Raw genomic sequence first — 23,137 nt, 5'->3', positions numbered from 1 at the left:
TCGTGGCTTCAACCCCGCTATTCGGTCATGACGGGACCCGCTCGCGAGACGGCCCTGGCCGGGCCGAACACCGCCGGGACCCCGGCCGGCTCGGCGGCCACATGGACGGTGACCTCCAGGCCGCTCACCTCGCAGCGTTCGAGCCGGGCGTCGTTGGCCGCGACCAAGTCCGACGCCGCGCCGCAGGCCTCGGCCTCCCCGAGAAGGACCCGGGCCGCCCCGGCCAGCGCCGCCGCGTCGGCCGCGCCCTGCGCCCGATGCCGTGCCGCGCTCGCCTGCCCCATCGCCGCGAAGGCTCCGGCGAAGATCACCAGTGCCGCCACCACACCGACCATCAGGACCGTCGCCGATCCGCGTTCGCGGTCGGCGTTTCGACGCTCGGGCCGCCGGTCGGGCGGTGCCGGTGCCGGTCGTCTCGGACGGCTCGCGGCGGTGGGGCCCCTCGTCCTTGTCGTCCTCGGGCTGGTTCTCGGGTGCCGCCGGGATTCGCCTCGCGGATGTCGGATCATTCGGGCCGCCCCGCTTCCTTCGCGGCGGCGGCTTGGGCCCGCACCTCCACGGCGGGGCTCAGCACGCCGAGGGGCCTCGACGGCGCCGTCACCGTCGCCCGCACGATCGCGCCGTCGTCGGTGACCGACACCGATGCGCCCGTCGGCAGATACGCGGCCGCGACCGCCTGCGGGTCCTCGCCCCTGGCCGCTGCGAGCGCGGCGCTGTTGGCCGCGTCGGTCGCCCGGACCTTGATCCCGACCGTCGCGACCGCCCACACCGCCAGCGCGAGCACCGCCACCACGACCGGTAGGAGGGCGGCCAGTTCCGCGGTGACGAAGCCGCGCTGGCGTGCGTCGGTTCGTCGGCGCTCGCGGGTGCCGGTCATGACAGCGCGCGTTCGATCAGGTCGGACAGGGCGCCTTGGACCGTGCCGGAGGTGAGCACCTTGAGGAGCACTCCGGCGAAGGCGACCGCCGCCAGGGTGCCGACGGCGTATTCGGCGGTCGACATGCCGCATTCGCCGCGCATCCTGGAGGCGAACGTGCCGCCCCAGCTCGGTTTCGTGACGCCCTTCATGCGACCGGGGCTCCACTCGTCCTCGCGGGGCTTCGGCCGCGGGCGTCGGGTCGGATGCGGTCGGGCCCCCGGTTCGGTGGCTTGCTGTCGCTCGGCGGCGGTCCGGATCGGTGCGTGGTCGTCGGCGGGGATCGGCTTCCGCTTTCCGTTCGGGCATGGTTTTCCGCTCGGGCGCCTCGTGTGGCACTGGTTCTCGAGGAGGCAGTCGCTCGGGCAGTTCGCGGGCCGGTTCGGCCCGGTTTCGCGTCGGGTGGCGGCGGTCGGGCAGGTCTTGGTGGTCGTGGTCATCTCGTTTGCCTTTCTCATGGTGGTGTTCTCGGTCTGGTCGGGTTCAGATGGCGATGGTGTCGGCGACGATGCCGAAGACCACCGGTCCGATGCCGGCTATGACGAAGGCCGGCAGGAAGCAGAGGCATAGCGGCCCGATGAGGGCGACGGCCGCGCGCCCGGCGCGCTCTTCGGTGCGGGCGCGGTGTTCGGATCGCAGGGAGGCGGCGAGTTGTTCGAGCCCCGCGGCGATGGCGGCGCCGCTGCCGGTGGAGCGGTCGAGTTGTCTGGCGAGCCGGTCGGCTCCGGGGAGCCTGCCGAGTTCGGGTGCGGCCTCGGCGGCGGTGGCGCCGAGGTGGAGGGCCCGGGCGAAGCGGGCGAGGCGGGCGCCCATCGGGCCTGGTTCGGCGTCGGCGACCGCGAAGGCGGCCTGTGGGAAGGGGGCTCCGGCTTTGATGCCGGCGGCGATGAGGTCGAGCGTCCAGGGCCATTGCGGCGCGAGGCGGGCGGCTGCGAGCGTCTCGTCGCGGTGGGGGTCGGCTCGGAGCAGTCGGCGGCTGAGCCACCAGGCCGCGATGCCGATGCCGATGCCGGTCGGTCCGCCGACGGCCAGTGCGGTGGCCGCGCCGATGAGCGGGGCGATGAGTCGGTTCGCTCGCTGTTTCATGCGGCCTCCACTCCGACGGCGTCGACCAGTGCTCTGGTCCAGGCGATGCCGGCGCTTTGCAGTGCCATCGCGGCGGCGAGGCAGGCGGCGCCGGGGAGTGTCGTCAGGAGGAAGGCGACGGCTCCGGCTCCGAGTGCTTCGCCGAGGGCGACGCCGGCCGCCGGAAGCGCGGTGAGGAGGGCGGCGGTGGCGTGGATGGAGGCGGTCTGGGCTCTGACGCGGGCGGCGGCCTGTTCGTCTTCGCGGAGGTGTTCGGCGAGTCGTCGGCACAGCTCGGCGGTCGGGGCGCCGAGTTCGGCGGCCACCGTCCAGGCCGCCGCGAGGCGTCTGGTGGTGGATTCGGCTTGGCGCGGCCAGTCCGGTTCGGCGGCGGCGATGGCCCGGTTCGGGTCGGTGCCCGCGGCGAGGTCGGCGGCGAGGGAGGCGACGGTGTCGGCGGCGGCGCGTCGTGCGTCGCGGAGTTGTCGGCGGTGCAGGGACCGGTGCCAGGCGGTGGCGGCCGCGGCGCTGTAGGCGGCCGCGATGGCGGCGGCGGTGCAGGCCGCCTGGGCGCCGAGTCCTCGGGCGAGCCAGGCGGCGGTGAGTGCCGCGAGGGCGGCGGCCGCGGCGATCGCGGTCTTGGGGCGGTGGGTGAGCAGTGCTGCGAGGCCGGTGTTCATGCGTTCCGCTCCCTCAGGAGTCGTTCGAGGATGCCGGCCGCCGGGCCGGGCCCGTGGCGGGTCCAGGCGGTGGCGACGCTGAGGCCGTGGCGGGGGGCGCCGGCGTCGATGAGGGCGATCTCGGCGACTTGGCGTCTGCCGCCGTGTCGTCGCACGTGGATGATGACGCGGAGCGCGGCGGCGAGCTGGGCGTGGAGCCCGGCCCTCGGCATGCCGTGGGGCAGCGCGAGCGCTTCGAGGCGTGCCGGGGTGTCGGCGGCGGCGTTGCAGTGGAGCGTCCCGGCCCCGCCGTCGTGGCCGGTGTTGAGGGCGGCGAGCAGTTCGCTGACCTCGGCGCCCCGGCATTCGCCGATGACGATCCTGTCGGGCCGCATCCGCAGTGCCTGGCGGACCAGCGCGGCCATGTCGACGGCGCCGGCGCCTTCGATGTTGGCCGGTCTGGCTTCGAGCGTCAGCGTGTGCGGGTGATCGGGTGCGAGTTCGGCGGCGTCTTCGACGATGACGATGCGCTCGGAGCGGGGGACCGCCGAGAGGAGGCTGGCGAGCAGTGTGGTTTTTCCGGTGCCGGTTCCCCCGGTGACGAGATGGGGGATCTTGGCGGTGATCACTCGGAGCAGGAGGTCGGCCATGTCGGCGGTGAGGGTGTCGGCTTCGACGAGTTGCGACAGTGTGAACGCTTTGGCGCGGTGGGTGCGGAACGACAGGTACGGGCCGGCGGCTGCGATCGGCGGGAGGATCGCGTGGAATCTGGTGCCGTCGGGCAGTCGCACGTCGGCGTAGGGATTGCCGGCGTCGAGGCGGCGGCCCGCCGCGGCGGCGAGGCGGCAGGCGAGGGAACGGATGGTGTCGCGGTCGCCGAGCCTGACGGGGGCGGCTTGGAGTCCGTCGCCGCGGTCGATCCAGACGCCGTCGGTGCCGTTGACGACGACGTCGGTGACGGTGGTGTCGTCGAGCAGCGGTTGGAGCGGCCCGGCACCGCTGAGGTTGTCCGCCATCGTCTCGGACAGTTGCAGCAGTCCCGGCTGGTCCGGCGGCGCGGCTCCTGCGGCGCAGAGGGCCTTGACGATGTCGGCCCTGGCCGGCGCGCGCCGGTCGCGGGGGCGGTGCGGGTCGGTCTGGGCGGCGAGTTGGCGGCGGACGCGGTTGACGAGTTCGAGGTTCATCGGGCCGCTCCCGCCAGGTCGAGTTCGGGGAGGAGCGTGTCGTCGGGGTGGGGTCTGGCGCGGCCGAGTTCGGTCATGAGCGCGTTGAGGCGCCGGGTGGTGCGGCCTCGGGGGAGCCGTCCTCGGCTCAGGTGTTCGGGGAGGCGCCGGTGGCTGGGGATCGCGCCCCACTCGGGCATGTCGAACTCGTCGAACAGGCCGCCGTCGCGCGGCGGCTCGGGGCGCGGGCGGGCGCCGTCGCGCCGCACGGCGCCGATGCGGGAGGTGTGGAGGCAGTATTCGGCGACGACGCTGCGTGCGGCCTCCCAAGACCTCGTGGAGTGGCCGATGGCGACGGCGACCGATTCGGCCGCTGCCGCCGCGCGGGCGGCGGCAGCGGTGCGGGTGCGCGGCAGGTCGATCACCACCAGGTCGGCGCCGATGCGGGCGGCGCGCAGGACCTGTTCGAATGCTTCGGCGCCGGGTTCGACGCGGTTGCGGGGGTCGGGGCCGATCAGGTGGAGGCCGCCGCGCTGCGGGAGGCCGGAGAGCAGGCGTTCGGGTTCGAGCTGGCCGGTGCCGGTGGCGAGGGACGGCCAGCGCCAGCCGGATTGTGCTTCCAGCCCGGCGGCCACGTCGATGCCGCCGCCGGTGGGGTCCAGGTCGATGAGGACCACTCGTTTGCCTTCGCGTGCGGCGGCGGTGGCGCCGGCGAGTGCGAGGGTCGTGGCGCCGGCGCCGCCGTGTCCGGCCACGGTGGCCACCACGGGGGCGGGTGTGCTGCTGCGGGTGGTGCGCGTGAAGCGATCGAGGAGCCATTCGTTGGCTTCGGGGAGGGCGAGGACGTGTTCGGCGCGGAGTTTCACGGCCATCGGCCAGATCAGGGACGACTCCTCGGGTTCGGCGCTCATCCAGGCGAGCGTGGTGGCCAGGATGAGGTCGGGCCGCTCGGGCAGGCCGTAGGCGAGGCACTCGTCGGCGGCGTCGGCGCCGACGACGACCAACGGGGCGCGCTGCCAGTGGGTTGCGGCGTCGCCGGGGGTGGTGATGCGCCGCAGCGGGTGCCCTGCGGCGGCGGCGAGTGCGGCGACCGCGTCGGCGAGTCGGTCGTCGGCGGTGAGGAGCAGGGATGCGATTGCGGTGGCGGGGCCCTGCGGGGCGGGCCGCTTCGTGGTTCCTGCGGTGCGGACGAGTGTTGACGCGGTCATGACCACTCCTACGTTTCGTGTGCGTTCAATTGCCTGGAGTAACCATGACGGGGAAGGCGAAGGCGTGGCAAGGACGAGTTTTCAGCCTGTGGATAACTTCAGTCGGCGCCGGTGTTCACGCAGTTCAGACGGCATCGGTTTGAGAGTGGTTCGAGTTCGGGTCTCGGGTCGGGCTGTGGACGACTTCCGTCCATTGCGGGCGGATCCGGCGGTTCGCGGCGAAACGAGCGGGGGACCGTCGCGATGCGACGGTCCCCCGCTGGGTCGGTGCGGTCGGTGCTACTCGGGGCGGATGCCCCACACGCCGAACCAGGCCTCGCTCGGCGAGAGCTCGACCAGGTCCTCGCCGGTGGCGAGGGCGTTGGGCGGGCAGGTGGTCGGTTCGATCGCGACCGCCGCGCGGCGCCGGTCGCCCTCGAGCCCGTCCGAGGTGTAGATGTGGACCCAGTCGAAGGACTCGTCCATCCACACCGTCACGGCCGAGCCCGAGACCGGGTCGGCCAGGCGGACCTCGGCTTTGCCGTCGGAGCCGCGCTGGAGGTCGCCGTAGGCGTCGTCGATGACGAGCTCGCCCAGGACGGTCGGCTCGGCGAGGTCGGCGGCGCCGGAGCCGACCGGGATGCGCTGCTTGTCGAGCTTGAGCTTCTTCTTCGCGGGGACGTGCAGCGTCGCCTGCGAGATGGTGTCGAGTTCGCCGGCGACGAGATAGGAGTGGGTGCCGAGCCCGAAGGGCGCGGTGCGGTGGCCCGGGTTGGAGACGGTGTGCGCGGCCCGCAGGCCGCCGGGCCCGACCGACCAGCGCGTGCGCATCTGCAGCGGCCAGGGGTAGCCCATGCGCGCGGGCAGGCGGCATTCGAGCGTGACCGAGGTGTCGGTGACCTCGACGGCGTTCCAGTCGGCCCAGGCGACGAAGCCGTGGAGGGCGGTGTTGGTCGGGATCTCGTTGATCGGCAGCTGGTATTCCTCGCCGCCGTAGGTGTACTTGCCGTCGCGGACGCGGTTGGGCCAGGGGGCCAGGACGTGGCCGGACCAGCCGGGGGCGAGCTCCTCATCTCCGTAGGTGGCGACGACATGGCGTCCGCGGTAGGTGTAGGCGCGCACGCCGCCGCCGACACCGACGATGGTCGCCTCGTGGTCGTTGTAGGCGATAGACCATTGCTCGCCGGACAGCGCCATCGGGGGTACCTCCATGTCGTTCGGAACGGGGCGGGATGTGCTTTGACGTTAGCTCATGGCAGATGATCTGCGGCACGCGTATCGATGTGGGCGAGATCGCAACGAACCGTTGAACCCGACAAGAGTGTTTATCGAAACCCTCCCATTAAAACAGACAAAACGGCATAAATACCATGCCGCACTATGGTTGGCTCATATTTTGCGCCACTTTTGAACGCCGCATCGACATCACCCCGGCCAAGCTCGGACTTCCGTAGTCGAACGCATTGAGGCACCATTTCCCCAATAACTACGAACCGTCGCCTCCCGGAAGCCCCCGGTCGGCAACCACAGGGACAACCACTCAGGAGTACAACGATGTCTGAGTTCAAGCCCGGTCTCGAAGGCGTGGTCGCCTTCGAGACCGAAATCGCCGAGCCCGACAAGGAGGGTGGAGCGCTCCGCTACCGCGGCGTCGACATCCAGGACCTCGTCGGCCAGACTTCCTACGGCGACGTCTGGGGCCTGCTCGTCGATGGCAAGTTCGGCAATGGCCTGCCCGCCGCCGAACCCGTCCCGGTCCCCGTCTCCTCAGGCGACACCCGCGTCGACGCCCAGGCCGCCGTCGCCATGCTCGCCCCGTTCTGGGGCCTCAAGCCGCTGCTCGACATCGACGACGACACCGCCCGCGACGACCTCGCCCGCGTCTCGGTCACCACGCTGTCGTTCATCGCCCAGTCCGCCCGCGGATCCGGCCGGCCCGCCGTCCCGCAGTCGGAGATCGACAAGGCCGAGACCATCACCGAACGCTTCATGCGCCGCTGGAGGGGCGAGCCCGACCCCGCCCACGTCAAGGCCGTCGACACCTACCTCATGTCCGCCGCCGAGCACGGCATGAACGCCTCCACCTTCACCGCCCGCGTCGTCGCCTCCACCGGCGCCGACGCCGCCGCCGCCATCTCCTCCGGCATCGGCGCCCTCTCGGGCCCGCTCCACGGCGGCGCGCCCTCGCGCGTGCTCCACATGATCGAAGAGGTCGAGCGCCGCGGCGACGCCGACTCCTATGTCAAGGACCTGCTCGACTCCGGCGACCGCCTCATGGGCTTCGGCCACCGCGTCTACCGCGCCGAGGACCCGCGCTCGCGCGTGCTCCGCGCCGCCGCCAAGGATCTGGGCGCCCCGCGCTACCAGGTCGCCGAGGCCCTCGAGAAGGCCGCCCTGGCCGAGCTCAAAGCCCGCAAGCCCGACCGCGTCCTCGCCACGAACGTCGAATTCTGGTCGGCCGTGCTCCTCGACTTCGCCGAGGTGCCCTCCGAGCTGTTCACCCCCATGTTCACCTGCGCACGCGTCGCCGGCTGGAGCGCCCACATCCTCGAGCAGAAGCAGCTCGGCCGGATCGTGCGCCCCTCCGCCGCCTACGTCGGCCCCGGCCCCCGCAAGCCGTCCGAAGTAGAGGGCTGGAAGTAGCCCGGAGCCCTTCGGGCACCGCCGAAACCTCCGCCAGGCCCGCGAGCCGCGTCCAGCACGCTCGCGGGCCTCGCGCTCGGCCCACTCGGCTACCATGCCGAGGGAACACCGCCAGCCGACCCGAACGAGACACCCATGTCCTCCCCGGCCCCCGCCCCCAGTCACCCCGCGCTGCGCCGGCGAAGCCTCCTCGTCGGAGGGATCGCCGGTCTCGCCGTCGCGGCCACCGCCACGGAGACCGCCTGGTCGCTGTGGGACTCGGCCGGCCCGCACGAGCCGCCGCGGCACCCAGCGACCGGCCCCGTCCACATGCAGATCGTCGCCCACCCCGACGACTGCCTGTACTTCATCAACCCGCGCATCGCCCGCGTCCTCGCCGCGGGCGCCGGCATCTGCACCGTCGTCCTCACCGCCGGCGAATCCGAGGGCCGCAACAGCCGCGACCCCGCCGGCGCCCCCGACTTCGCCGGCTACGCCGCGGCCCGCAACACCGGCCTGCGCCGCGCCTACGCCCACCTCGCCACCGGCGACTCCGAGTCGGTCTGGGACCGCGAATGCGCCGACCTCGACTCCGGCCAGCAGGTCGAGATCTGCGTCCTGCGCGAGCGCCCCGAAGTCCACCTGATCTTCTGCTCGCTGTGGACGAACCTCGGTCGCCTCACCGGCGACTTCACCCGCCTGCTCGCGCTGTGGGAGGGCGGGCTCGACACCTCCCTGGTGCTGCCGCCGACCGACTCCGGCCTCGGCGAATCCACCGTCGACCGTGAGACCGTCCGCGCGAGCCTGCTCGACCTGCTCGACCGCTACCGGCCGGTCGTCGTCAACACCCTCGACCCCGACCCCGACCCGGTCGCCGGGGAGAAACTCGGCGCCGAGCAGAACGGCTACTCCGACCACATCGACCACACCGCCGCCGCCCTGTTCGCCTGGGACGCCGTCACCGAATGGGCCCAGGCCGCCGCCGTCGAGTCCTGGCGCGGCTACTACAACCGCCGCTGGCCCGGCAACCTCGGCTCCGCCGACCGCCGGATCAAGGGCCGGGCCCTCAACGTCTACGCCTGGGCCGACGGCTTCGACTGCGGCGACCCCGTCGGCTGCGGCGACCGCCTCATCGTCGGCCCCGACGTCGGCGACACCTACGGCATCGCCACCCACCCCCGCTACAGCGCCGCCCTCGCCGCCCCCCGCGTCGCCGGCACCGCCGTCCCCGTGGCCGTCCGCGGCGCCCGGCTCTGCGTGGCGACCGGCCACACCTGGAAGGACGCCGGCGGACCCGACCTGCTCCCGGCCATCGGCACCGCCGGCTCCCGCGTCTTCGGCCTCGCCCCCGGCCTCACCCCCGAGCGCGACGGCCACACCCGCGACGTCCACCTCCTCGACCTCACCACCGGCGAATGGACCGACCTGGGCAACCCCGCGGGCAGCGGCGACCTCGCCCGCCACGTCGGCCCGCCCACCGCGGCCGACAACGGCACCATGACCGTCGTCGCCGTCCGCAGCCCCGACCGCGGCGTGCACGTGCGCACCAAACTCGTCGGCTACGAATGGACCGACTGGTCCCCGCTCGAGGGCCGCATGATCCACGACTCCCCCGCCGCCGTCGCCACCACCGACGGCGGCATCGCCATCATCGCCGCCACCCCCGCAGGCCTCGCCGTCTGGGAGTGGTCCGACCTCGGCTGGAACACCCGCGATCTCGACCTGCCCCACGTCGGCGGCGAACCCGGCTACGTCCCCGCCAGCGCCGTCACCGCGGCCGCCGCACCCGACGGCCGCGTGGTCATCGCCTCCCGCAGCGCCGGCAGCTCCGACATCGTCCTCCACTACGGACGCGGCCGGTCGTGGACGGCGACGCTCCTCACCCTCGACGGCGGCGTCCTCGCCCCCGCAGTCGCCGTCGGCAGTGACGGGACCGTCGCCGTGGCCTGCGACGACGGCGCCGGCGCGCCAGCCGTCCTCACCGTCGGCCTCGACGAGCTCGAACACAGCCCCGCCGCGCGGATGGACGCGCACTGGAGCAGGGGCGACATCGTGCTCGCCAAGCGCCCCGCCCTCGCGTTCGACTCGGGCGGCGGCCTCGCGCTGTGGGCGACCGGGACCGACGGCGAGGTCTACACCGCCGTCTCCGGGCCCGGGGAACGACCGGCCACGACGTGGGCACCCGCGCTACGGGAAGGCGACTGACCGGAGCTATTGTGAGCTGCGGGTGTCCTCCGGCCTCGCCCGCAGGACACCCGCAAGGACGGACGAGAACGGAGCCTCACGTGACCGACGAGATCACCATCCCCGCCAAGCTGCTGCCCGCCGACGGGCGGTTCGGATCAGGGCCCTCCAAAGTGCCCACCGAGGCGATGAGCGCGCTGGCCGGGGTCGGCAAGTCCGTCATGGGCACCTCCCACCGCAAGAGCGCCGTCAAGAACCAGGTCGGGCGGCTGCGCAGCGGCCTGGCCGAGCTGTTCTCCCTGCCGGACGGCTACGAGGTCGTCCTCGGTGTCGGCGGCACCACCGCCTTCTGGGAGGTCGCCGTGTTCGGCCTCGTCGAGGACCGCGCTCAGGCCGCCAGCTTCGGCGAGTTCGGCTCCAAGTTCGCCAAGGCCCTCGCGATCGCCCCGCACCTGGGCGAGCCGACGGTCGTCACCGCCGAGCCGGGCACGGCCGCGTACCTGAGCGCCGAGGACGGCGTCGACGTCTACGCCACGCCGCACAACGAGACCTCGACCGGCGTCGCCGTCGAGGTCCGGCGCGTCGGTGCCGATGGCCTCATGCTCCACGACGCCACCTCGGCGGCCGCGGGCCTGCCGGTCGACATGACCCAGACCGACTGCTACTACCTCGCGCCGCAGAAGGGCCTGGCCTCCGACGGCGGGCTGTGGATCGCGCTGATGAGCCCGGCCGCGATCGAGCGGGCCGAGCGCATCGCCGCCTCCGGCCGCTACATCCCGGCGTTCCTGGACCTGAAGACCGCGATCGACAACTCGCGCAAGGACCAGACGTACAACACCCCGGCGGTCGCCACGGTCGTCCTCGCCGCCGAGCAGGTCGACGCCCTCAACGCCGCCGGCGGCCTCGACGCGGCCGCCAAGCGCTGCGCCGAATCGGCCGGGGCGCTGTACTCGTGGGCGTCCTCACGCCCGTTCGCCTCGCCGTACGTCACCGACGAGCGGCTGCGGTCCAACGTGGTCGTCACGATCGACTTCGACGGCGTCGATGCCGCTGAGCTCGCTAAGGTCCTGCGCGCCAACGGGATCCTCGACACCGAGCCGTACCGCAAGTTGGGACGCAACCAGCTGCGCATCGCCTGCTACCCGGCGGTCGACCCGTCCGACGCGGCGAAGCTGACCGAGGCCATCGACTTCGTGGTCGAGCGCCTCGCCTGAGACGAACGGGCGGCGCCCGGCCCCCCTCCGGGCCGGGCGGCCCCGACCTCGCGCCGGTATTCAGTCGGCGAGCCGGACGATGTGGGGGATGCCCGCCGGGTTGGTGATCCAGTGGGCGTCGAGGCCCTCCGGGAGCGGCTCCAGTTCGTCCTGGGGATGGACGCCGTGCTCGGCCAGGTGCCGGGTCGCGGCTTTGACGTCATCGGTGAACACCTCCAGCCACACCTCGGCCTGCGCGTAGTTGTCGACGCGGTCGAGCCAGAGTTTCACCGGTCCGAATCGGACCGAGGCGCTCTGCGGCACGCCGGCCACGGCTTCGGACTCGTCGATCACCTCGAGTCCCAGTACGTCGCGGTAGAAGGCGATGGTCTGCTCGAACTGGGCTCTGGGGAGCTTCATGGCGATGTTGTGGCCGCCGTTGAACTGCGGGTTCATGGTCGGTTCTCCGATTCTGCGCTCAGGTGTTCCTGTAGGGCGAGCAATGTGCCGTCCCAGTCGCGCGCGAGGCCGGCGAGGAAGCCCTGTGCCACTCGCATCGGCTCGGACCGCAAGCGGTACCGCACGCGACGGCGTTCCCCTGGTTCCGCCGTCACCAGGCCCGCCTCGGCAAGCAGGGCCAGGTGCTTGGCGATCGCCTGGCGCGAGATGGGCAGGACCGAGGCGAGCTCCGTCGCAGTGGCCGGCCCTTTCGCGGCGAGCTCGGCCAGGACGGATCGCCGGGTCGAGTCGGCCAGGGCGGTGAAGACCCGTTCGGCGGTCGCCTCGACCTCAGGCCGCATCGAGGTGCTCCATCAGGTCGCTCAATTCGATCGACCAGCCGAGGGTGTGGCCGTCATAGGCCTTGCGGTAGGCCTGCTCGGGCAACTGGGCGAAACCGGTCTCGACCACCGTCAGGCGCGTTCCTTCGCCGTTCGCCTCCAGCGTGAACTCGACATAGGTGCGGCGGGGATCGTCCTCGGGCAGGCCGTAGATCTGCCAGGTGAAGCCGAAGACCTTCGGGGCCTCCACCCGTTCGACCCGTGCCCGGGCGGTCTGGCCGTCGGCCCACCGCATCCAGGCAGCCCCGCCCGGGCGCAGGTCGATCGTCGCCGCTTCGCCGAACCAGCCGCTCAGGCCCTCGGCAGTGGTCAGGGCGGCCCACACCCGCTCGGGCGGGTGAGCGATGTCCACGGTCCGTTCGAGGCGATCGGGAAAGCCCACGGCGGCCCTCCGCCTTCCGCTAGTAGCAACCAGATGAGTTGCCACTATATAGCAACTGAACGGTTGCATCAAATGCGCGGTGCGATCGGGGTGTGCGGCTCGGACCTCCCGCTCAGAAACCGAGCCGGACGTAGTCGCCGAACGCGGCCTCGACGTCCTCGGCGTCGATGCCGTAGCGCGACAGGTGGTACTCGTGGCTTCGCCGCATCCCCGGGCGGGCGAGGACCCGCTCGAGGTTGGCGTCCTCGCTCGCCGTCCACCGCATGCCGAGCTGCTCGAACAGCCCCGGCAGGAAGCCGTGCGGGTCGGCCGTCAACAGGTGGTAGGGAACGTCGATGAACCGCTCGCGCAGCGCCGTCCCCCGCACCGCCCTGGCCGCGTTCACGCCCCGCGAGAGGATCTCGAGCCATTCGGGTCCGAGCAGCGCCGGCTCGTACCCGCGGTGGTGCAGGGCCCTGCCGGTCTCCACCAGCGAGCAGAACGAGCCCATGACCGTCAAGGGGTCGCGGTGCGTCCACACGACGGTCGCGTCGTCGAAGACCCGCAGCAGCACGTCGAGATTGAACAGGTGGAACGGGGATTTGAGGATCCACCGCCGTCTCGGCCGCCGCCACTGCAGCACCTGCAGGACGCGCTTGAGATGCTCGTAGTCGCCGGTGGAGTCGCGCTCGTCGATCCACCGGCGGTAGGCGGGCATCGTCGCTCGCGCGTAGAACTGGTAGCCGTGAGGCAGGGCGAAGACGCACTCCTCGGGCTGCATGGCGTCCATCGGGTGGATCAGGTCCCACACCGGCGCGGCCCTGCCCGCCAGTCGCGCCATCGTCTGGACGTCCTTGATCCGCTTGTCCCGCAGCCTCGGGTCGATGTCGCCGCGGTCGGTGTGCAGCAGCTCCCACATCAAGGGGGCCCGGTTCCCCTCGGGCCCGACGAGGATCTTGTGCGCCAAGGTGGTCGCGGTGCGCGGCAGGCCCACGACGACGACCGGGCGCTCGATCGGCTCGGCGGCGATCTCGGGGTGCTCGGCGATGAGCCGATCGACGCGCAGGTGGTTGGCCATGCGGCGGGTCATGTCGTCGATCGTGCCCCGCCAGCCGACGGTCGAGAGCGTCTCCTGCCGCGCGAACTCGCCGAACAGGAAGCGGTAGGAGTCGATGAAGTCCGGAGCGAGCGCGGCATCGGCCGCGGCGAGGCGCTCGGCCCTGCCGACCATCCGGTCGAAGACCGTGTCGGCGCGGGCCCGCTGGCGCGTCACATTGGGCGCGTTGAGGGCGTTGACGACGGTGAGCCATCGGGCGGTGCGGCGCATGGGAGGACTCCAACGTGAGGGTACGGACACGAGCAGTTTTCCACATCCGGGGCGGGCCGCACGACTCCGCTACATTGGGTCGGTGGATCAAGCCCCAGACGCCGACCGGTGGCGCCTGCTGCCCGAGCTCATCGAGCACCAGCGCGTCCGCACGACCCCCGTCAAATCCGAGGCCAGCGCCACCGCCCAGCGCCTCACCTTCGACGACGGCTCCTCCGCCTTCGCCAAGTTCGCCCACGGCGACCGGCCCGGGTACCTCGCGGCCGAGGCCAACGGTCTGCGCTGGCTCGGCGAGGCGAGCGACGCGATCGTGGCGGTGCTGTACGCCGACGACCGGATCCTGGTCGAGCCGTGGATCGAGCCGGCCCCGCCGTCGGCCGAGCACGCCGCCGAGCTCGGCCGCCAGATCGCCCGCATGCACGGGGCCGGGGCCGAGCGGTTCGGGGCGCCGTGGCGCGGCTACATCGGCGAGACCTTCATGGACAACGATCCGGCCGGCGAGACCTGGGCCGAGTGGTACGCCGCGCGCCGCATCGAGCCGTACCTGCGGCCCTCGCGCGACAACGGCGGGCTCGACGCCGCGGACGTGGCCGCGGTCGAGGCGCTCGCCGCGAAGCTGCCGGCCCTGGCCGGGCCCGAGGAGCCGCCCGCGCGCACCCACGGCGACCTGTGGTTCGGCAACGTCCACTGGGGATCTGAGCGGGCCTGGATGATCGACCCGGCCGCCCACGGCGGGCACCGCGAGACCGACCTGGCGAACCTGCGGCTGTGGGGCGGGACGCCCGGGCTCGAAGCGATCCTCGCCGGATACGCGGAGATCAGCCCGCTCGCGGACGGCTGGGAGGAGCGCATCGGCCTGCACCAGCTCTTCCCGCTGCTGGTCCACACCACGCTGTTCGGGCGGTCTTACCGGGGACCGCTCATGGACGTCGTCTCGCACTTCGCGTGAGCGGGGCGCGAAACGGCTGGCCCGCCGCGGATCGCGACGGGCCGGCCTCGCAGCGCCTCAGCGGAGTCTTACTCGCCCCAGTGGGAGGCGATGCGGCGGCGGCGCACCAGCCACATCGCGGTCGCCCCCGCGGCGGCCAGGGCCGCGGCGGCGGCGATGCCGCCGGCGAGGCCGAGGCCGGTCACCGGGAGCTTCCCGTCGCCGCCACCGCCGCCGGGGGCCTCGCCGAGCGCTTCGACGAACTCGGCGATGCCCCAATTGGCGTTGGTGTTCCAGGACTGGCCGGTCGGGTCGTACCAGGTGTGGACGGCGGTGCGGGCGCCGTCGGTGGCGTCGTTCACCTGGAGTTCGAGGCCCTGCTCGACGCCGGGCTCGGCGAACTCGGGGGCGAGCGCGATGGCCGCCTCCACGCGGTAGCCCTGTTCGGTCAGCGCCGTCGCACTCGTGATCTCGCCCGCTTCGGGCCCGTTGGCGCCGACGGACACCACGTTGTTGAAGTTCACGCGGTACTGGCCGTCGTATTCCCCGTAGCCGCCGGAGCGGGTGTTGCCGGGGTTGAGGAAGATCTCGACCGAGTCCTGCTCCCAGGCGTTGGGGCTGGTGTCGTCCAGCACGGGGTCGGCGACTTCGAACAGGGCGTAGATCGCCGACTCGTCCCACAGCAGGGAGACCTCGGCCTTGGCGCCGTCGGCGCTGCCTTCGACGTGGACGTCGGTGGTCACCGCCGAGGCCGAGGACCAGACGTCGTCGGTCTCGCCGTCGACGACCGGGGCGGTGTCGGCGAGCGGGACCTGCACCCGGGCGTACTCGGGCTCCTCCTGGTCGGGGAGGTCGGGCAGCCGGCTCGGGTCCACGATGCCCCAGTAGGCCCACTTGGACTGGAGCTGGTCGTCGAACAGCAGCGGGCTCTCCAGCGGGCGCGGCGTCTCGCGCGAGCGCTGCCAGGTGCGCCCGTCGTGCAGGCCCCACATGGTCACCAGCTCGATCTTGTCGGCGTGCTCGCGGAAGACCTCGAACAGATCACGGTAGTAGTGGCCCTGCTCGATGAGCCTGGCCTCGTATTCGGGGAACTCCTCGCCCTCGACCGGGGCGCCGATGACGACGTCGAGCTCGGTGATGGCCTGGAGGACGCCGAGCTGGTCGAACTTGACGAGGCTGTCCTCGATCTGGTCGAGCGAGGTGTTGAGGTTGATGTGGGTCTGGTGGCCGACGCCGTCGACGGGGACGCCGTCGGCGAGCATGTCCTCGACCAGGCCGTACAGGTTGTCGCGCTTGCCGGGGTTCTCGGTGCCGTAGTCGTTGATGAACAGCTGCACGTCCGCCGCGCCGGCCTCGTCGAACTGCTCGCGGGCGATCGTGAAGGCGTCGGCGATGTAGGAGGGGCCGTCGAAGATCTCGAACCAGCGGCTCTGGCGGTAGACCTCGGCGTTGTTGTCGCTGATGACCTCGTTGACGACGTCCCAGGCCCAGATGCGCTCGCCGTAGCGGTCGGCGATCGCGCCGATGTGGGCGGCGAGGCGCTCGCGCATGAGCTGGCGGTCCTCCTCGGAGTTCCCGACCGGCTCGCCGGCGTTCGGGTGGCCCTCGGGGTACTGGAACCACCACTCGGGGGTCTGGCCGGTGTGCCACAGGAAGGTGTGGCCCCAGATGCGCATGTCGCCCGCCTCGGCGTACTCGACGAGCTGGTCGGCCTCGCCCCAGGTGAACTCGCCCTCGGTGGGCTGGATCGCGTCGGGCTTCATGTGGTTCTCGGCGCTGATCGAGTTGAAGTGCTTGTTCAGCAGCTCGCCGGAGGCGCCGACGATGTCGCGCGAGTCGATGGCCGCGCCGATGAGGAAGTCCTCGGCGAGGACGTCCTTGAGCGAGGGGATGTCGTGCTCGATGCCGGGCGGGGCGAGCTCGGTGATGAGGACGTCGTCGATCAGGTAGGAGGCGTCGGGCGTCGGCGATTCGACGTAGAGGGTGAGGCTCTCAGCGGGCGCGGCGATGCTGTACTCGCCGCTGAGCTCGGTCCACTCGGCGCCGACGGCGGCCTGGTAGACGACGCTGTCGTATTCGGTCCCGTCCGCGGTCTCGCGCTGGACGGTGAGGGTGAGCTGTTCGCCGGCGCTGCCGTCGGCGAACCGGCCGAGGAGCGAGATCTCGTAGGTCCCGCCGGGGGCGATGTAGTCGGAGACGTCGAGCGCGGGCCCGTTCCAGTCGCTTTCGCGGCCGGTGGTCAGCAGGGCGCCGTCGTCGACCGAGAGGGTCACCGGTCCGCGTGGCGACCAGGCGCCGACCTCGCCGTCGGCGAAGTCGGCGGAGTAGACGACGGTGGCGTCCTGGGCGGAGGCCGGCGTCGCCTGGGCGATGGCCGCCGCGGGCAGCACCAGCGCCCCGGCCGCGAGCGCGCGAAGGCGCCGACGCCGGGTAGGGGTTCGATCGTTCATGTCTGCGGCTCCGAGCAAGGGAGGGATTCAGGATTCCGAAAGTTTCGAGGGAGTTTGTGAAACTTCCGGTGAGGGTTCCGCCATGCTATGAGAGATATCGAAATGTGTCAACGGCGGGTCCCGGTCGCGAATCGGAAGGCCGTCGCAAGGGAATCGTGTCTCACCCGATGGAATCGTCGGATTCACGGATTAGGCTCGACAGATGCCGACCCGATCTCTTCGCGACCGCCACGGCCGGGTGGCGACCGATCTCAGGGTTTCCCTGACCGACCGGTGCAATCTGCGCTGCACCTACTGCATGCCCGAAGCCGGGCTGCCGTGGCTGCCGAAACCCACGATGCTCACCGATGACGAGGTCGTCCGCCTCGTCGGCATCGCCGTGCGGGACCTCGGCGTGCGCGAGGTGCGCTTCACCGGCGGCGAACCGCTGCTGCGCCCCGGGCTGCCCGCCATCATCGCCGCCGTCGCCGCGCTCGAGCCACGCCCGGAGATCTCGCTGACCACCAACGCGATCGGCTTGGACAAGACGGCCGAGACGCTGGTGGAGGCCGGTCTCGACCGCATCAACGTCTCCCTCGACACGCTCGACCGCGAGCGGTTCCGGGCACTCGCCAAGCGCGACCGCTTCGATGCCACGATGGCGGGCGTCAAGGCCGCCGCGGCCACCGGCCTCGCCCCGATCAAGATCAACACGGTCCTCATGCGGGGGGTCAACGACGACGAGGCCCCCGCGCTGTTGCGCTTCGCCCTCGCCCACGACTACCAGCTGCGGTTCATCGAGCAGATGCCGCTCGACGCGGGCGGCACCTGGCGGCGCGAGCAGATGGTCACCGCCGCCGAGATCCTCGCCGCGCTGCGCGCCGAGTTCGACCTGGCGCCGGACCCGGCGCACCGCGGCTCCGCCCCGGCCGAGACCTGGCTCGTCGACGGCGGCCCCGCCAAGGTCGGGGTCATCGGCTCGGTCACCCGCCCGTTCTGCGGCGACTGCGACCGCACCCGCCTCACCGCCGACGGGCAGGTCCGCAACTGCCTGTTCGCACAGGGGGAGACCGACCTGCGCGGCCTCGCGCGCTCGGGCGCGGACGACGACACGATCGCCGCGCAATGGCAGGAGGCCATGTGGGGCAAGCTGCCGGGCCACGGCATCGACGACCCGTCGTTCCTCCAGCCGGCCCGTCCGATGTCGGCGATCGGAGGCTAGCGGTGGCAGTGACGGTCCGCTACTACGCCGGCGCGCGCGCCGCCGCGGGCACCGCACAGGAGGATGTGGCCGCCGCCGACCTCGGCGGGCTCAAGGCGTCCCTGGCCGAGCGGCACGGCGCCGAGCTCGAACGGGTGCTGAAGGCGTCCACGCTGCTCGTCGACGGGCGCGCGGCGCGCGAGGACGCCCTCGTGCTCGCCGACGGGACGACGGTCGAGGTCCTCCCACCGTTCGCCGGCGGATGAGCCGGTCGCGAATGCCGCTCCTCTGTGGGAGCCGCCGGGGAGCGGCCGATTCCCGTTTGCGAGGATGCAGTGGTGCGCCGTCCTGACGAACGAACGAGACCACAGGTGGCGTCCCCGCTGTTCGAACTGTCGGCGGACATGCGGACCACCGCCGAGAAGCGGCGCCGGTCGAGCAGGCCGCACACCAGATCCGCGCGCGAGGCCGTCCCGATGCCCGACCCGGCGTTGACGACACAGGCCCCGGACCCGTGGCTGGAGTCCGCACCGCTGCTCACCGGCATGGACGAGGTCGGCGCGGGCCTGCTCGACTCGCTGGACGCGATGCAGCGCGTCGCCGCCTCGGCCGGCCCGGGGCCACTGCTCGTCAACGCCTCCCCCGGGACCGGCAAGACCCACCTGCTCATCCGCCGCGTCGCCTACCTCGTCCAAGAACTCGGCGTCCCGGCCGCCCAGTGCCTGGTCCTGGCCGCCTCCGCCTCCGGGGCCGCGCGCATCCGGCGCGAGCTGGGAACCCTGCTCGACCGCGAGGCCGGCGCGATCACCGTCGCCGAGTTCGGCGACTTCACCGCCGCCGCGCCGCCCGAGCTGGGGCATCTGTTCGTCGACGACCTGCCGCGCATGCCGATGCGGCTGTACCGCCAGCTCATGGACCATCGCGGCGCCGAGGCCGACGTGACGGCCACCGGCGACCCGGACTCGGCGCTCGGCGTCGGCGGGCCTGCCGCGTTCGGCGCCTTCGCCGAGCAGTTCTCGCACGCCCACGTCGTGCGGCTCTCGCGCAACCACCGCAGCCCCGCCGCCGTACTGGTGGCCGCCTCGCAAGTCATCGAGCCGATCAGCCGGGTGCCGGGGCGGCTGACGCAGCCGCAGCGGCCCGCGCTGGAGGGCTCGGGGATCGGACGGTGCTATGCGGATTCCGGCGATGACGAGAAGCACTTCGTGGAGCTCCTGACCGGACGCCTGGCCGAGCTCGGCGTCGCCCCCGAGGAACTGGCCGTGATCGGTCCCGACGGCATGTCGATCGACGAGGCCGCCGACGGCGAGTTCCGAGTGGTGTGTCTGACAGAGATGACCGCCGAGGCGTGGCCGAACACGCCTGAAGCGCGACGCAAGTTCTACGTCGCGCTCAGCCGCACCCGCGACCTCGCCTACGTCAGCCACACCGGTACGGGCTCGCCGCTGCTGGCCGATGTAGACCAGGGGCTGTTCAGTCCCTTCGGGATGGTGCCCGTGACGCGCTCGGGCCCTGAGCAGCCGCGACTGCTCTGAATCGGACACGGTCGGCCACGCGGAGTTCCCGCGCGACCACGGAGGGATAGGCCACAATAGGTCGGGTAACCGAAGTCTTGACCTAGGGAGGCCCGATGGAGCACACCGAGGAGGACACCGTGCCTCTGCACCGGCCCGATGCTCCAGGGTGGTCGCCGTTCGCCCCGCCGGGAGCGAACCACGACTCCAGTGCGACGCCGGGTGCGGACCCGTCCGCCGGCCTTGCGCCGAGCGGGCAGTCGCTTCCGCCGGCCACCTACCAGAGCTCCGCTCCGCCGCCTTCGGCGCCGCCCGCGGGGCCGGTGGCGGCGTTCCCCGACCACCGCGGCGCGCTCGAACGCGTCGCCGTCACCGCCGACGACTTCGCCAGCCGCCGCGTCGTCCCGCCGCGCCCGCCCGTCGCCGAGACCGGCCTGCGCGGCGCACTCCACAAGCTCACGCTCGGGTTCCTCGCGCTCCCTCCCAGCGCGCGCGAGATGGCCTACCAGCACGCGATCGAGACGGTGCGGCGCAACTTCGGGGGCCTGCGGCAGGTCACGGTCGTCAACCCCAAGGGCGGGGCCGGAAAGACCGTCGCGGTGCTCATGCTCGCCATGACGTTCGGCCGCCACCGGGGCGGCTACGTGCTCGCCTGGGACAACAACGAGACCCAGGGCACGCTCGGGATGCGGGCCCAGCAGGACTTCCACATCCGCACCGTCAGAGACCTGCTGCGCGACCTCGACCACTTCAAGGGGCCGACCGGCCGCGTCGGTGACCTGTCGCAGTACGTCCGCGCCCAGGGCGGGGCGATGTTCGACGTCCTCGCCTCCGACGAGTCGGCCACGGCCGGAGAGATGCTCACCGCGCACGCGTTCGGGGACCTGCGCGAGGCGGTCTCGCGCTTCTACAAGCTCATCGTGGTCGACACCGGGAACAACGTCCGCGCGCAGAACTGGCAGGCGGCCATTGACGCGACCGACCAGCTGGTCGTGACGATGTCGGCGCGCAACGACTCCGCTGAGACGGCGGCTCGGATGCTCGACCATCTGGAGCAGACCGGGCGAAGGGACCTGGTGCGCAACGCGGTCTCGGTGGTATCGATGCCCGCCCATCGGAAGGATGTGGATCTGCCTGCGGTGCAACGGCACTTCGCGGCGCGGACTCGGGCGGTGCTGCTGGCGCCCTATGAGAAGCTGCTGGATTCGGGGGAGCCGATTCGCTATGAGGCGTTGAGTAAGGCGTCGTTGGGGGCCTGGCTTCGGATCGGGTCGGCGGTGGCCGAGGGTCTGTGACGGTCGAGGAGCGCGACCAGGCCCGCCGTGGCCTCGTCGAGCCGGTGGTCGTCCTCGTCGGCGTGCCCGACCACGAACGCGCCCTGGATGAACACCAGGATCGTCCGCGCCAGGCGCCTGGGGTCGACCCCGCTCATCTCGCCGGCGTCGGCCGCGCGCGCCAGGATCGCGGCCAGGTCCAGTTCGAGCTCGGACCAGGCCTCCTGGACGCGCCGCATGGTGGCCGGGTCGTCGGCCAGTTCGACGGCCGCCCGCACCACGAAACCGCCTTCCTTGCTGTGCCGGGCCACCACTTGGAGGATGTCGCCGACCACGCGGGGGGCGTCGACGCGTTCGGCGGGACCGGCGTCCAGGGCGCCGCGCGCGATCGCGCGGATCTCGGGCTCGGTGTCCTCGCGGTATCGGGCGAGCGCGGTGATGTACAGCTGGTGCTTCGAACCGAAGGCCGAGTACAGGCCCGCGCGATTCATGCCCGTGGCCGCCACGAGGTCCGACATGGAAGTGGCCGCGAAGCCGCGCTCCAGGAAAGCCCTGGTGGCGGCGCGGAGCACTCTGTCCAAATCGGCATTCTTATTTCTGCTCACGTCTGAACCGTATCGATACCGGGTGCTACGGGTCAATGACTTGTATGCGCGGGTTCACCGTGGGGAACGAGTGAACGGATCCACTCACCGCGCGACCTCCTTGACACCCCGTAGCGCCGGGCGACAGAATGAACGCAAACTCAACAGGCGTCCTGTGGGGGAAGTCCGGTCGGAAGCCGGCGCTGACCCGCAGCGGTAGTCGCGGTTCGATTTCGAACACCAGCCGAGCGAATGAACCCTCAATGTCCGAGCTCGGCCCACCCGCGTGAGCCCGAATGCCCACCGGGCGCCGATATGCAATGTCAACGCCTGTCGTGGTCTACAGGCGCTTGCGGCGACGCCGCCTGCCCCGAAGACCTCGCCCGCGCTTCAGGAAAGGTCAGGCAATGCGCCACCAGTCGACACGGCGAACGCTGCTGCGAGCAGCGGCGGCCGCCGCGGTCCTGCCCATCGTCGCCGTCGCTTCGGCCTCACCGGTTCACGCACAGGACGAGCCGGACGCCGATCCCGCGGCGGCGGCCGCCTCATGGCTCGCCGCCCAGTCCAGCGGCGACTACTTCGAGTTCGACGGCGCGCCGAATGTGGCCACCACGCTCGACGCCCTCATCGGCCTCATGTCCGCCCGTGTCGGCGGCGACCAGGTGCAGACGAGCCTCGAATGGCTCAACCAGCCCGACACGCTGGGCGCTTACGTCTACCCCGGCGGTGACGCCGAGGACGCCTCGATCGCACCCGGCGCGGCCGGCAAGGTGATGTACGTCGTCGCCACCGCCGGCGGCGACCCGAGCGACTTCGGCGGCGTCAAGCTCGCCGAGGAAGTCGCGGCGGCCCCGCTCGAGGGACTCGACGGCGGCACCCTGGCGTGGGCCGCGCTCGGCCTGTCGCGCACCGAGGACGGCGTCAGCCCCGAGATCACCGCGGCGCTCATCGACGCCCAGTGCTCCGACGGCGGCTTCTCGTACACCATCGCCGAGGGCGGCGACTGCGTCGGCGACCCCGACACCACCGGCGCCGCCGTCGCGGCCCTGAGCGCGATCGGCGAGGAGGCCGAGCCGGTGCGCGACGAAGCGGTCGGGTGGCTCCTTGACCAGCAGGAGGACGACGGCGGCTTCGACAGCGGAATGGGCGTGAACGCCAACTCGACGGCGATGGCCGCGCAGGCGCTCCTGTCCGTCGGCGAGTCCGAGGCCGCGGAGCTGTCGGTCGCCCACCTCATCGGTCTCCAGATCGGCTGCGGCGACGAGGCCGCCGGTGCGATCCGGGCCTCCGACCCCGAAGACCCCGAGTTCGGCGAGGCCTCGCGACTCCTCGCCACGGCCCAGGCGCTCGTCCCGCTCTCGGGACAGAACCTCGCCGAGCTCGACGCCTCGGGCTCGTCCGCCGACGTGCCGGCCACCGACTGCGCGGCCGCCGGCGACGAGGCCACGACGGCCGATGCGGCGCAGGACGACGAAGGCTCGGCCTCGTGGATACCGTGGGTGATCGTCGCCGCCGCCGTCGTGCTGCTCGCGATCGTCGCGTTCCTGGTGGTGCGCGCCCGCAGGGGCGGCGAGGCCGGAAAGGCCGAGGACGGCGAATGACCCGCGGTGCTCTGCGGGCCGGAGCCGCCGCCGCGCTCGGCGGACGGCTGGTGCTCAGCAACCTCGACGTCCGCCGCGTCACCGGCGAGG

22 protein-coding genes, 1 pseudogene and 1 riboswitch are annotated in these 23,137 nt (G+C 72.1%); of the genes and pseudogenes, 9 read left to right on the top strand and 14 right to left on the bottom strand.

The annotated features are described in order from the left end of the window. Positions 1 to 17: 17 nt before the first annotated feature. From ACYVK3_RS05910 to ACYVK3_RS05875, 8 genes are all read right to left on the bottom strand, one after another. A complete protein-coding gene (locus tag ACYVK3_RS05910; RefSeq protein WP_460496354.1) occupies positions 18 to 509 on the bottom strand; it encodes an Rv3654c family TadE-like protein in 492 nt (163 codons plus the stop codon). Then, positions 506 to 877 (bottom strand): TadE family type IV pilus minor pilin, encoded by a 372-nt coding sequence (locus ACYVK3_RS05905; RefSeq protein ID WP_460496353.1) that lies wholly within the window; start codon positions 875 to 877, stop codon positions 506 to 508. The genes ACYVK3_RS05910 and ACYVK3_RS05905 overlap by 4 nt, the downstream gene beginning before the upstream one ends. After that, positions 874 to 1,020: a DUF4244 domain-containing protein gene (locus ACYVK3_RS05900; protein ID WP_460496965.1), complete on the bottom strand. Its 147-nt coding sequence runs from the start codon at positions 1,018 to 1,020 to the stop codon at positions 874 to 876. Before ACYVK3_RS05900 ends, ACYVK3_RS05905 begins: the two co-directional genes overlap by 4 nt. Positions 1,021 to 1,399: 379 nt before the next feature. Continuing rightward, positions 1,400 to 2,002 carry a type II secretion system F family protein gene (locus ACYVK3_RS05895; RefSeq protein ID WP_460496352.1) on the bottom strand — a complete coding sequence of 201 codons (603 nt, stop codon included), beginning with the start codon at positions 2,000 to 2,002 and terminating at the stop codon, positions 1,400 to 1,402. Continuing rightward, positions 1,999 to 2,661, bottom strand: coding sequence for a type II secretion system F family protein (locus ACYVK3_RS05890; protein WP_460496351.1), 663 nt, complete (start codon positions 2,659 to 2,661; stop codon positions 1,999 to 2,001). Before ACYVK3_RS05890 ends, ACYVK3_RS05895 begins: the two co-directional genes overlap by 4 nt. Then, positions 2,658 to 3,824: a P-loop NTPase family protein gene (locus ACYVK3_RS05885; protein ID WP_460496350.1), complete on the bottom strand. Its 1,167-nt coding sequence runs from the start codon at positions 3,822 to 3,824 to the stop codon at positions 2,658 to 2,660. Before ACYVK3_RS05885 ends, ACYVK3_RS05890 begins: the two co-directional genes overlap by 4 nt. Further along, positions 3,821 to 5,011 (bottom strand): CpaE-like family protein, encoded by a 1,191-nt coding sequence (gene ssd, locus ACYVK3_RS05880; protein ID WP_460496349.1) that lies wholly within the window; start codon positions 5,009 to 5,011, stop codon positions 3,821 to 3,823. Before ssd ends, ACYVK3_RS05885 begins: the two co-directional genes overlap by 4 nt. 279 nt (positions 5,012 to 5,290) lie before the next feature. Next, positions 5,291 to 6,187 (bottom strand): aldose 1-epimerase family protein, encoded by an 897-nt coding sequence (locus tag ACYVK3_RS05875; protein ID WP_460496348.1) that lies wholly within the window; start codon positions 6,185 to 6,187, stop codon positions 5,291 to 5,293. A gap of 357 nt (positions 6,188 to 6,544) precedes the next feature. On the opposite strand from ACYVK3_RS05875, the gene ACYVK3_RS05870 reads away from it, so the two are divergent. The 3 genes from ACYVK3_RS05870 (at position 6,545) to serC (ending at position 11,010) form a co-directional block, all read left to right on the top strand. Then, entirely contained in the window at positions 6,545 to 7,633 is a 1,089-nt protein-coding gene (locus ACYVK3_RS05870; protein ID WP_460496347.1) for a citrate synthase 2, read from the top strand. A 135-nt stretch (positions 7,634 to 7,768) separates the two neighbouring features. Beyond that, the gene (locus ACYVK3_RS05865; protein WP_460496346.1) at positions 7,769 to 9,817 is read left to right on the top strand and encodes a PIG-L family deacetylase; all 2,049 of its coding nucleotides are present in this window, start codon (positions 7,769 to 7,771) and stop codon (positions 9,815 to 9,817) included. 80 nt (positions 9,818 to 9,897) lie between these two features. Next, entirely contained in the window at positions 9,898 to 11,010 is a 1,113-nt protein-coding gene (gene serC / locus ACYVK3_RS05860; protein WP_460496345.1) for a PLP-dependent aminotransferase family protein, read from the top strand. A 60-nt stretch (positions 11,011 to 11,070) separates the two neighbouring features. Here serC and ACYVK3_RS05855 read toward each other — a convergent pair whose 3' ends face one another. The 4 genes from ACYVK3_RS05855 to ACYVK3_RS05840 all read right to left on the bottom strand — a co-directional run bounded on the left by ACYVK3_RS05855 (position 11,071) and on the right by ACYVK3_RS05840 (position 13,516). Then, the gene (locus ACYVK3_RS05855; protein WP_460496344.1) at positions 11,071 to 11,445 is read right to left on the bottom strand and encodes a VOC family protein; all 375 of its coding nucleotides are present in this window, start codon (positions 11,443 to 11,445) and stop codon (positions 11,071 to 11,073) included. Next, positions 11,442 to 11,789, bottom strand: coding sequence for an ArsR/SmtB family transcription factor (locus ACYVK3_RS05850; RefSeq protein ID WP_460496343.1), 348 nt, complete (start codon positions 11,787 to 11,789; stop codon positions 11,442 to 11,444). Before ACYVK3_RS05850 ends, ACYVK3_RS05855 begins: the two co-directional genes overlap by 4 nt. Further along, on the bottom strand, positions 11,779 to 12,210 hold the full coding sequence (locus ACYVK3_RS05845) for an SRPBCC family protein (protein WP_460496342.1): 432 nt from the start codon (positions 12,208 to 12,210) through the stop codon (positions 11,779 to 11,781). Before ACYVK3_RS05845 ends, ACYVK3_RS05850 begins: the two co-directional genes overlap by 11 nt. Positions 12,211 to 12,322: 112 nt before the next feature. Beyond that, a complete protein-coding gene (locus ACYVK3_RS05840) occupies positions 12,323 to 13,516 on the bottom strand; it encodes a sulfotransferase family protein (RefSeq protein ID WP_460496341.1) in 1,194 nt (397 codons plus the stop codon). 82 nt (positions 13,517 to 13,598) lie between these two features. On the opposite strand from ACYVK3_RS05840, the gene ACYVK3_RS05835 reads away from it, so the two are divergent. Then, positions 13,599 to 14,465 carry a fructosamine kinase family protein gene (locus tag ACYVK3_RS05835; RefSeq protein ID WP_460496340.1) on the top strand — a complete coding sequence of 289 codons (867 nt, stop codon included), beginning with the start codon at positions 13,599 to 13,601 and terminating at the stop codon, positions 14,463 to 14,465. 68 nt (positions 14,466 to 14,533) lie between these two features. On the opposite strand, the gene ACYVK3_RS05830 is transcribed toward ACYVK3_RS05835, so the two are convergent. After that, positions 14,534 to 16,894, bottom strand: coding sequence for an endo-1,4-beta-xylanase (locus ACYVK3_RS05830; protein ID WP_460496339.1), 2,361 nt, complete (start codon positions 16,892 to 16,894; stop codon positions 14,534 to 14,536). Between the two features lie 202 nt (positions 16,895 to 17,096). Between ACYVK3_RS05830 and moaA the strand changes: the two genes are divergently transcribed. From moaA to ACYVK3_RS05810, 4 genes and pseudogenes are all read left to right on the top strand, one after another. Then, positions 17,097 to 18,095 carry a GTP 3',8-cyclase MoaA gene (gene moaA, locus ACYVK3_RS05825; protein ID WP_460496338.1) on the top strand — a complete coding sequence of 333 codons (999 nt, stop codon included), beginning with the start codon at positions 17,097 to 17,099 and terminating at the stop codon, positions 18,093 to 18,095. A gap of 2 nt (positions 18,096 to 18,097) precedes the next feature. Next, the gene (locus ACYVK3_RS05820) at positions 18,098 to 18,340 is read left to right on the top strand and encodes a MoaD/ThiS family protein (protein WP_460496337.1); all 243 of its coding nucleotides are present in this window, start codon (positions 18,098 to 18,100) and stop codon (positions 18,338 to 18,340) included. A gap of 105 nt (positions 18,341 to 18,445) precedes the next feature. Then, positions 18,446 to 19,609: a DEAD/DEAH box helicase gene (locus tag ACYVK3_RS05815; protein ID WP_460496336.1), complete on the top strand. Its 1,164-nt coding sequence runs from the start codon at positions 18,446 to 18,448 to the stop codon at positions 19,607 to 19,609. Between the two features lie 134 nt (positions 19,610 to 19,743). After that, positions 19,744 to 20,883: pseudogene (locus ACYVK3_RS05810) on the top strand (MinD/ParA family ATP-binding protein); the annotation flags it as partial. Here ACYVK3_RS05810 and ACYVK3_RS05805 read toward each other — a convergent pair. Then, complete coding sequence (locus ACYVK3_RS05805) at positions 20,811 to 21,434, bottom strand: TetR/AcrR family transcriptional regulator (RefSeq protein WP_460496964.1); 624 nt, start codon at positions 21,432 to 21,434, stop codon at positions 20,811 to 20,813. The pseudogene ACYVK3_RS05810 and the gene ACYVK3_RS05805 sit on opposite strands and share 73 nt — an antisense overlap. A 168-nt stretch (positions 21,435 to 21,602) precedes the next feature. Continuing rightward, positions 21,603 to 21,768: riboswitch (cobalamin riboswitch) on the top strand. Between the two features lie 85 nt (positions 21,769 to 21,853). On the opposite strand from ACYVK3_RS05805, the gene ACYVK3_RS05800 reads away from it, so the two are divergent. Next, positions 21,854 to 23,047 (top strand): prenyltransferase/squalene oxidase repeat-containing protein, encoded by a 1,194-nt coding sequence (locus tag ACYVK3_RS05800; protein WP_460496335.1) that lies wholly within the window; start codon positions 21,854 to 21,856, stop codon positions 23,045 to 23,047. Positions 23,048 to 23,137: the final 90 nt, after the last annotated feature.

Source organism: Glycomyces tarimensis (assembly GCF_054776215.1).
The sequence above is the reverse complement of the archived record's forward strand: the minus strand, read 5'-3'. Positions and strand labels throughout refer to the sequence as shown.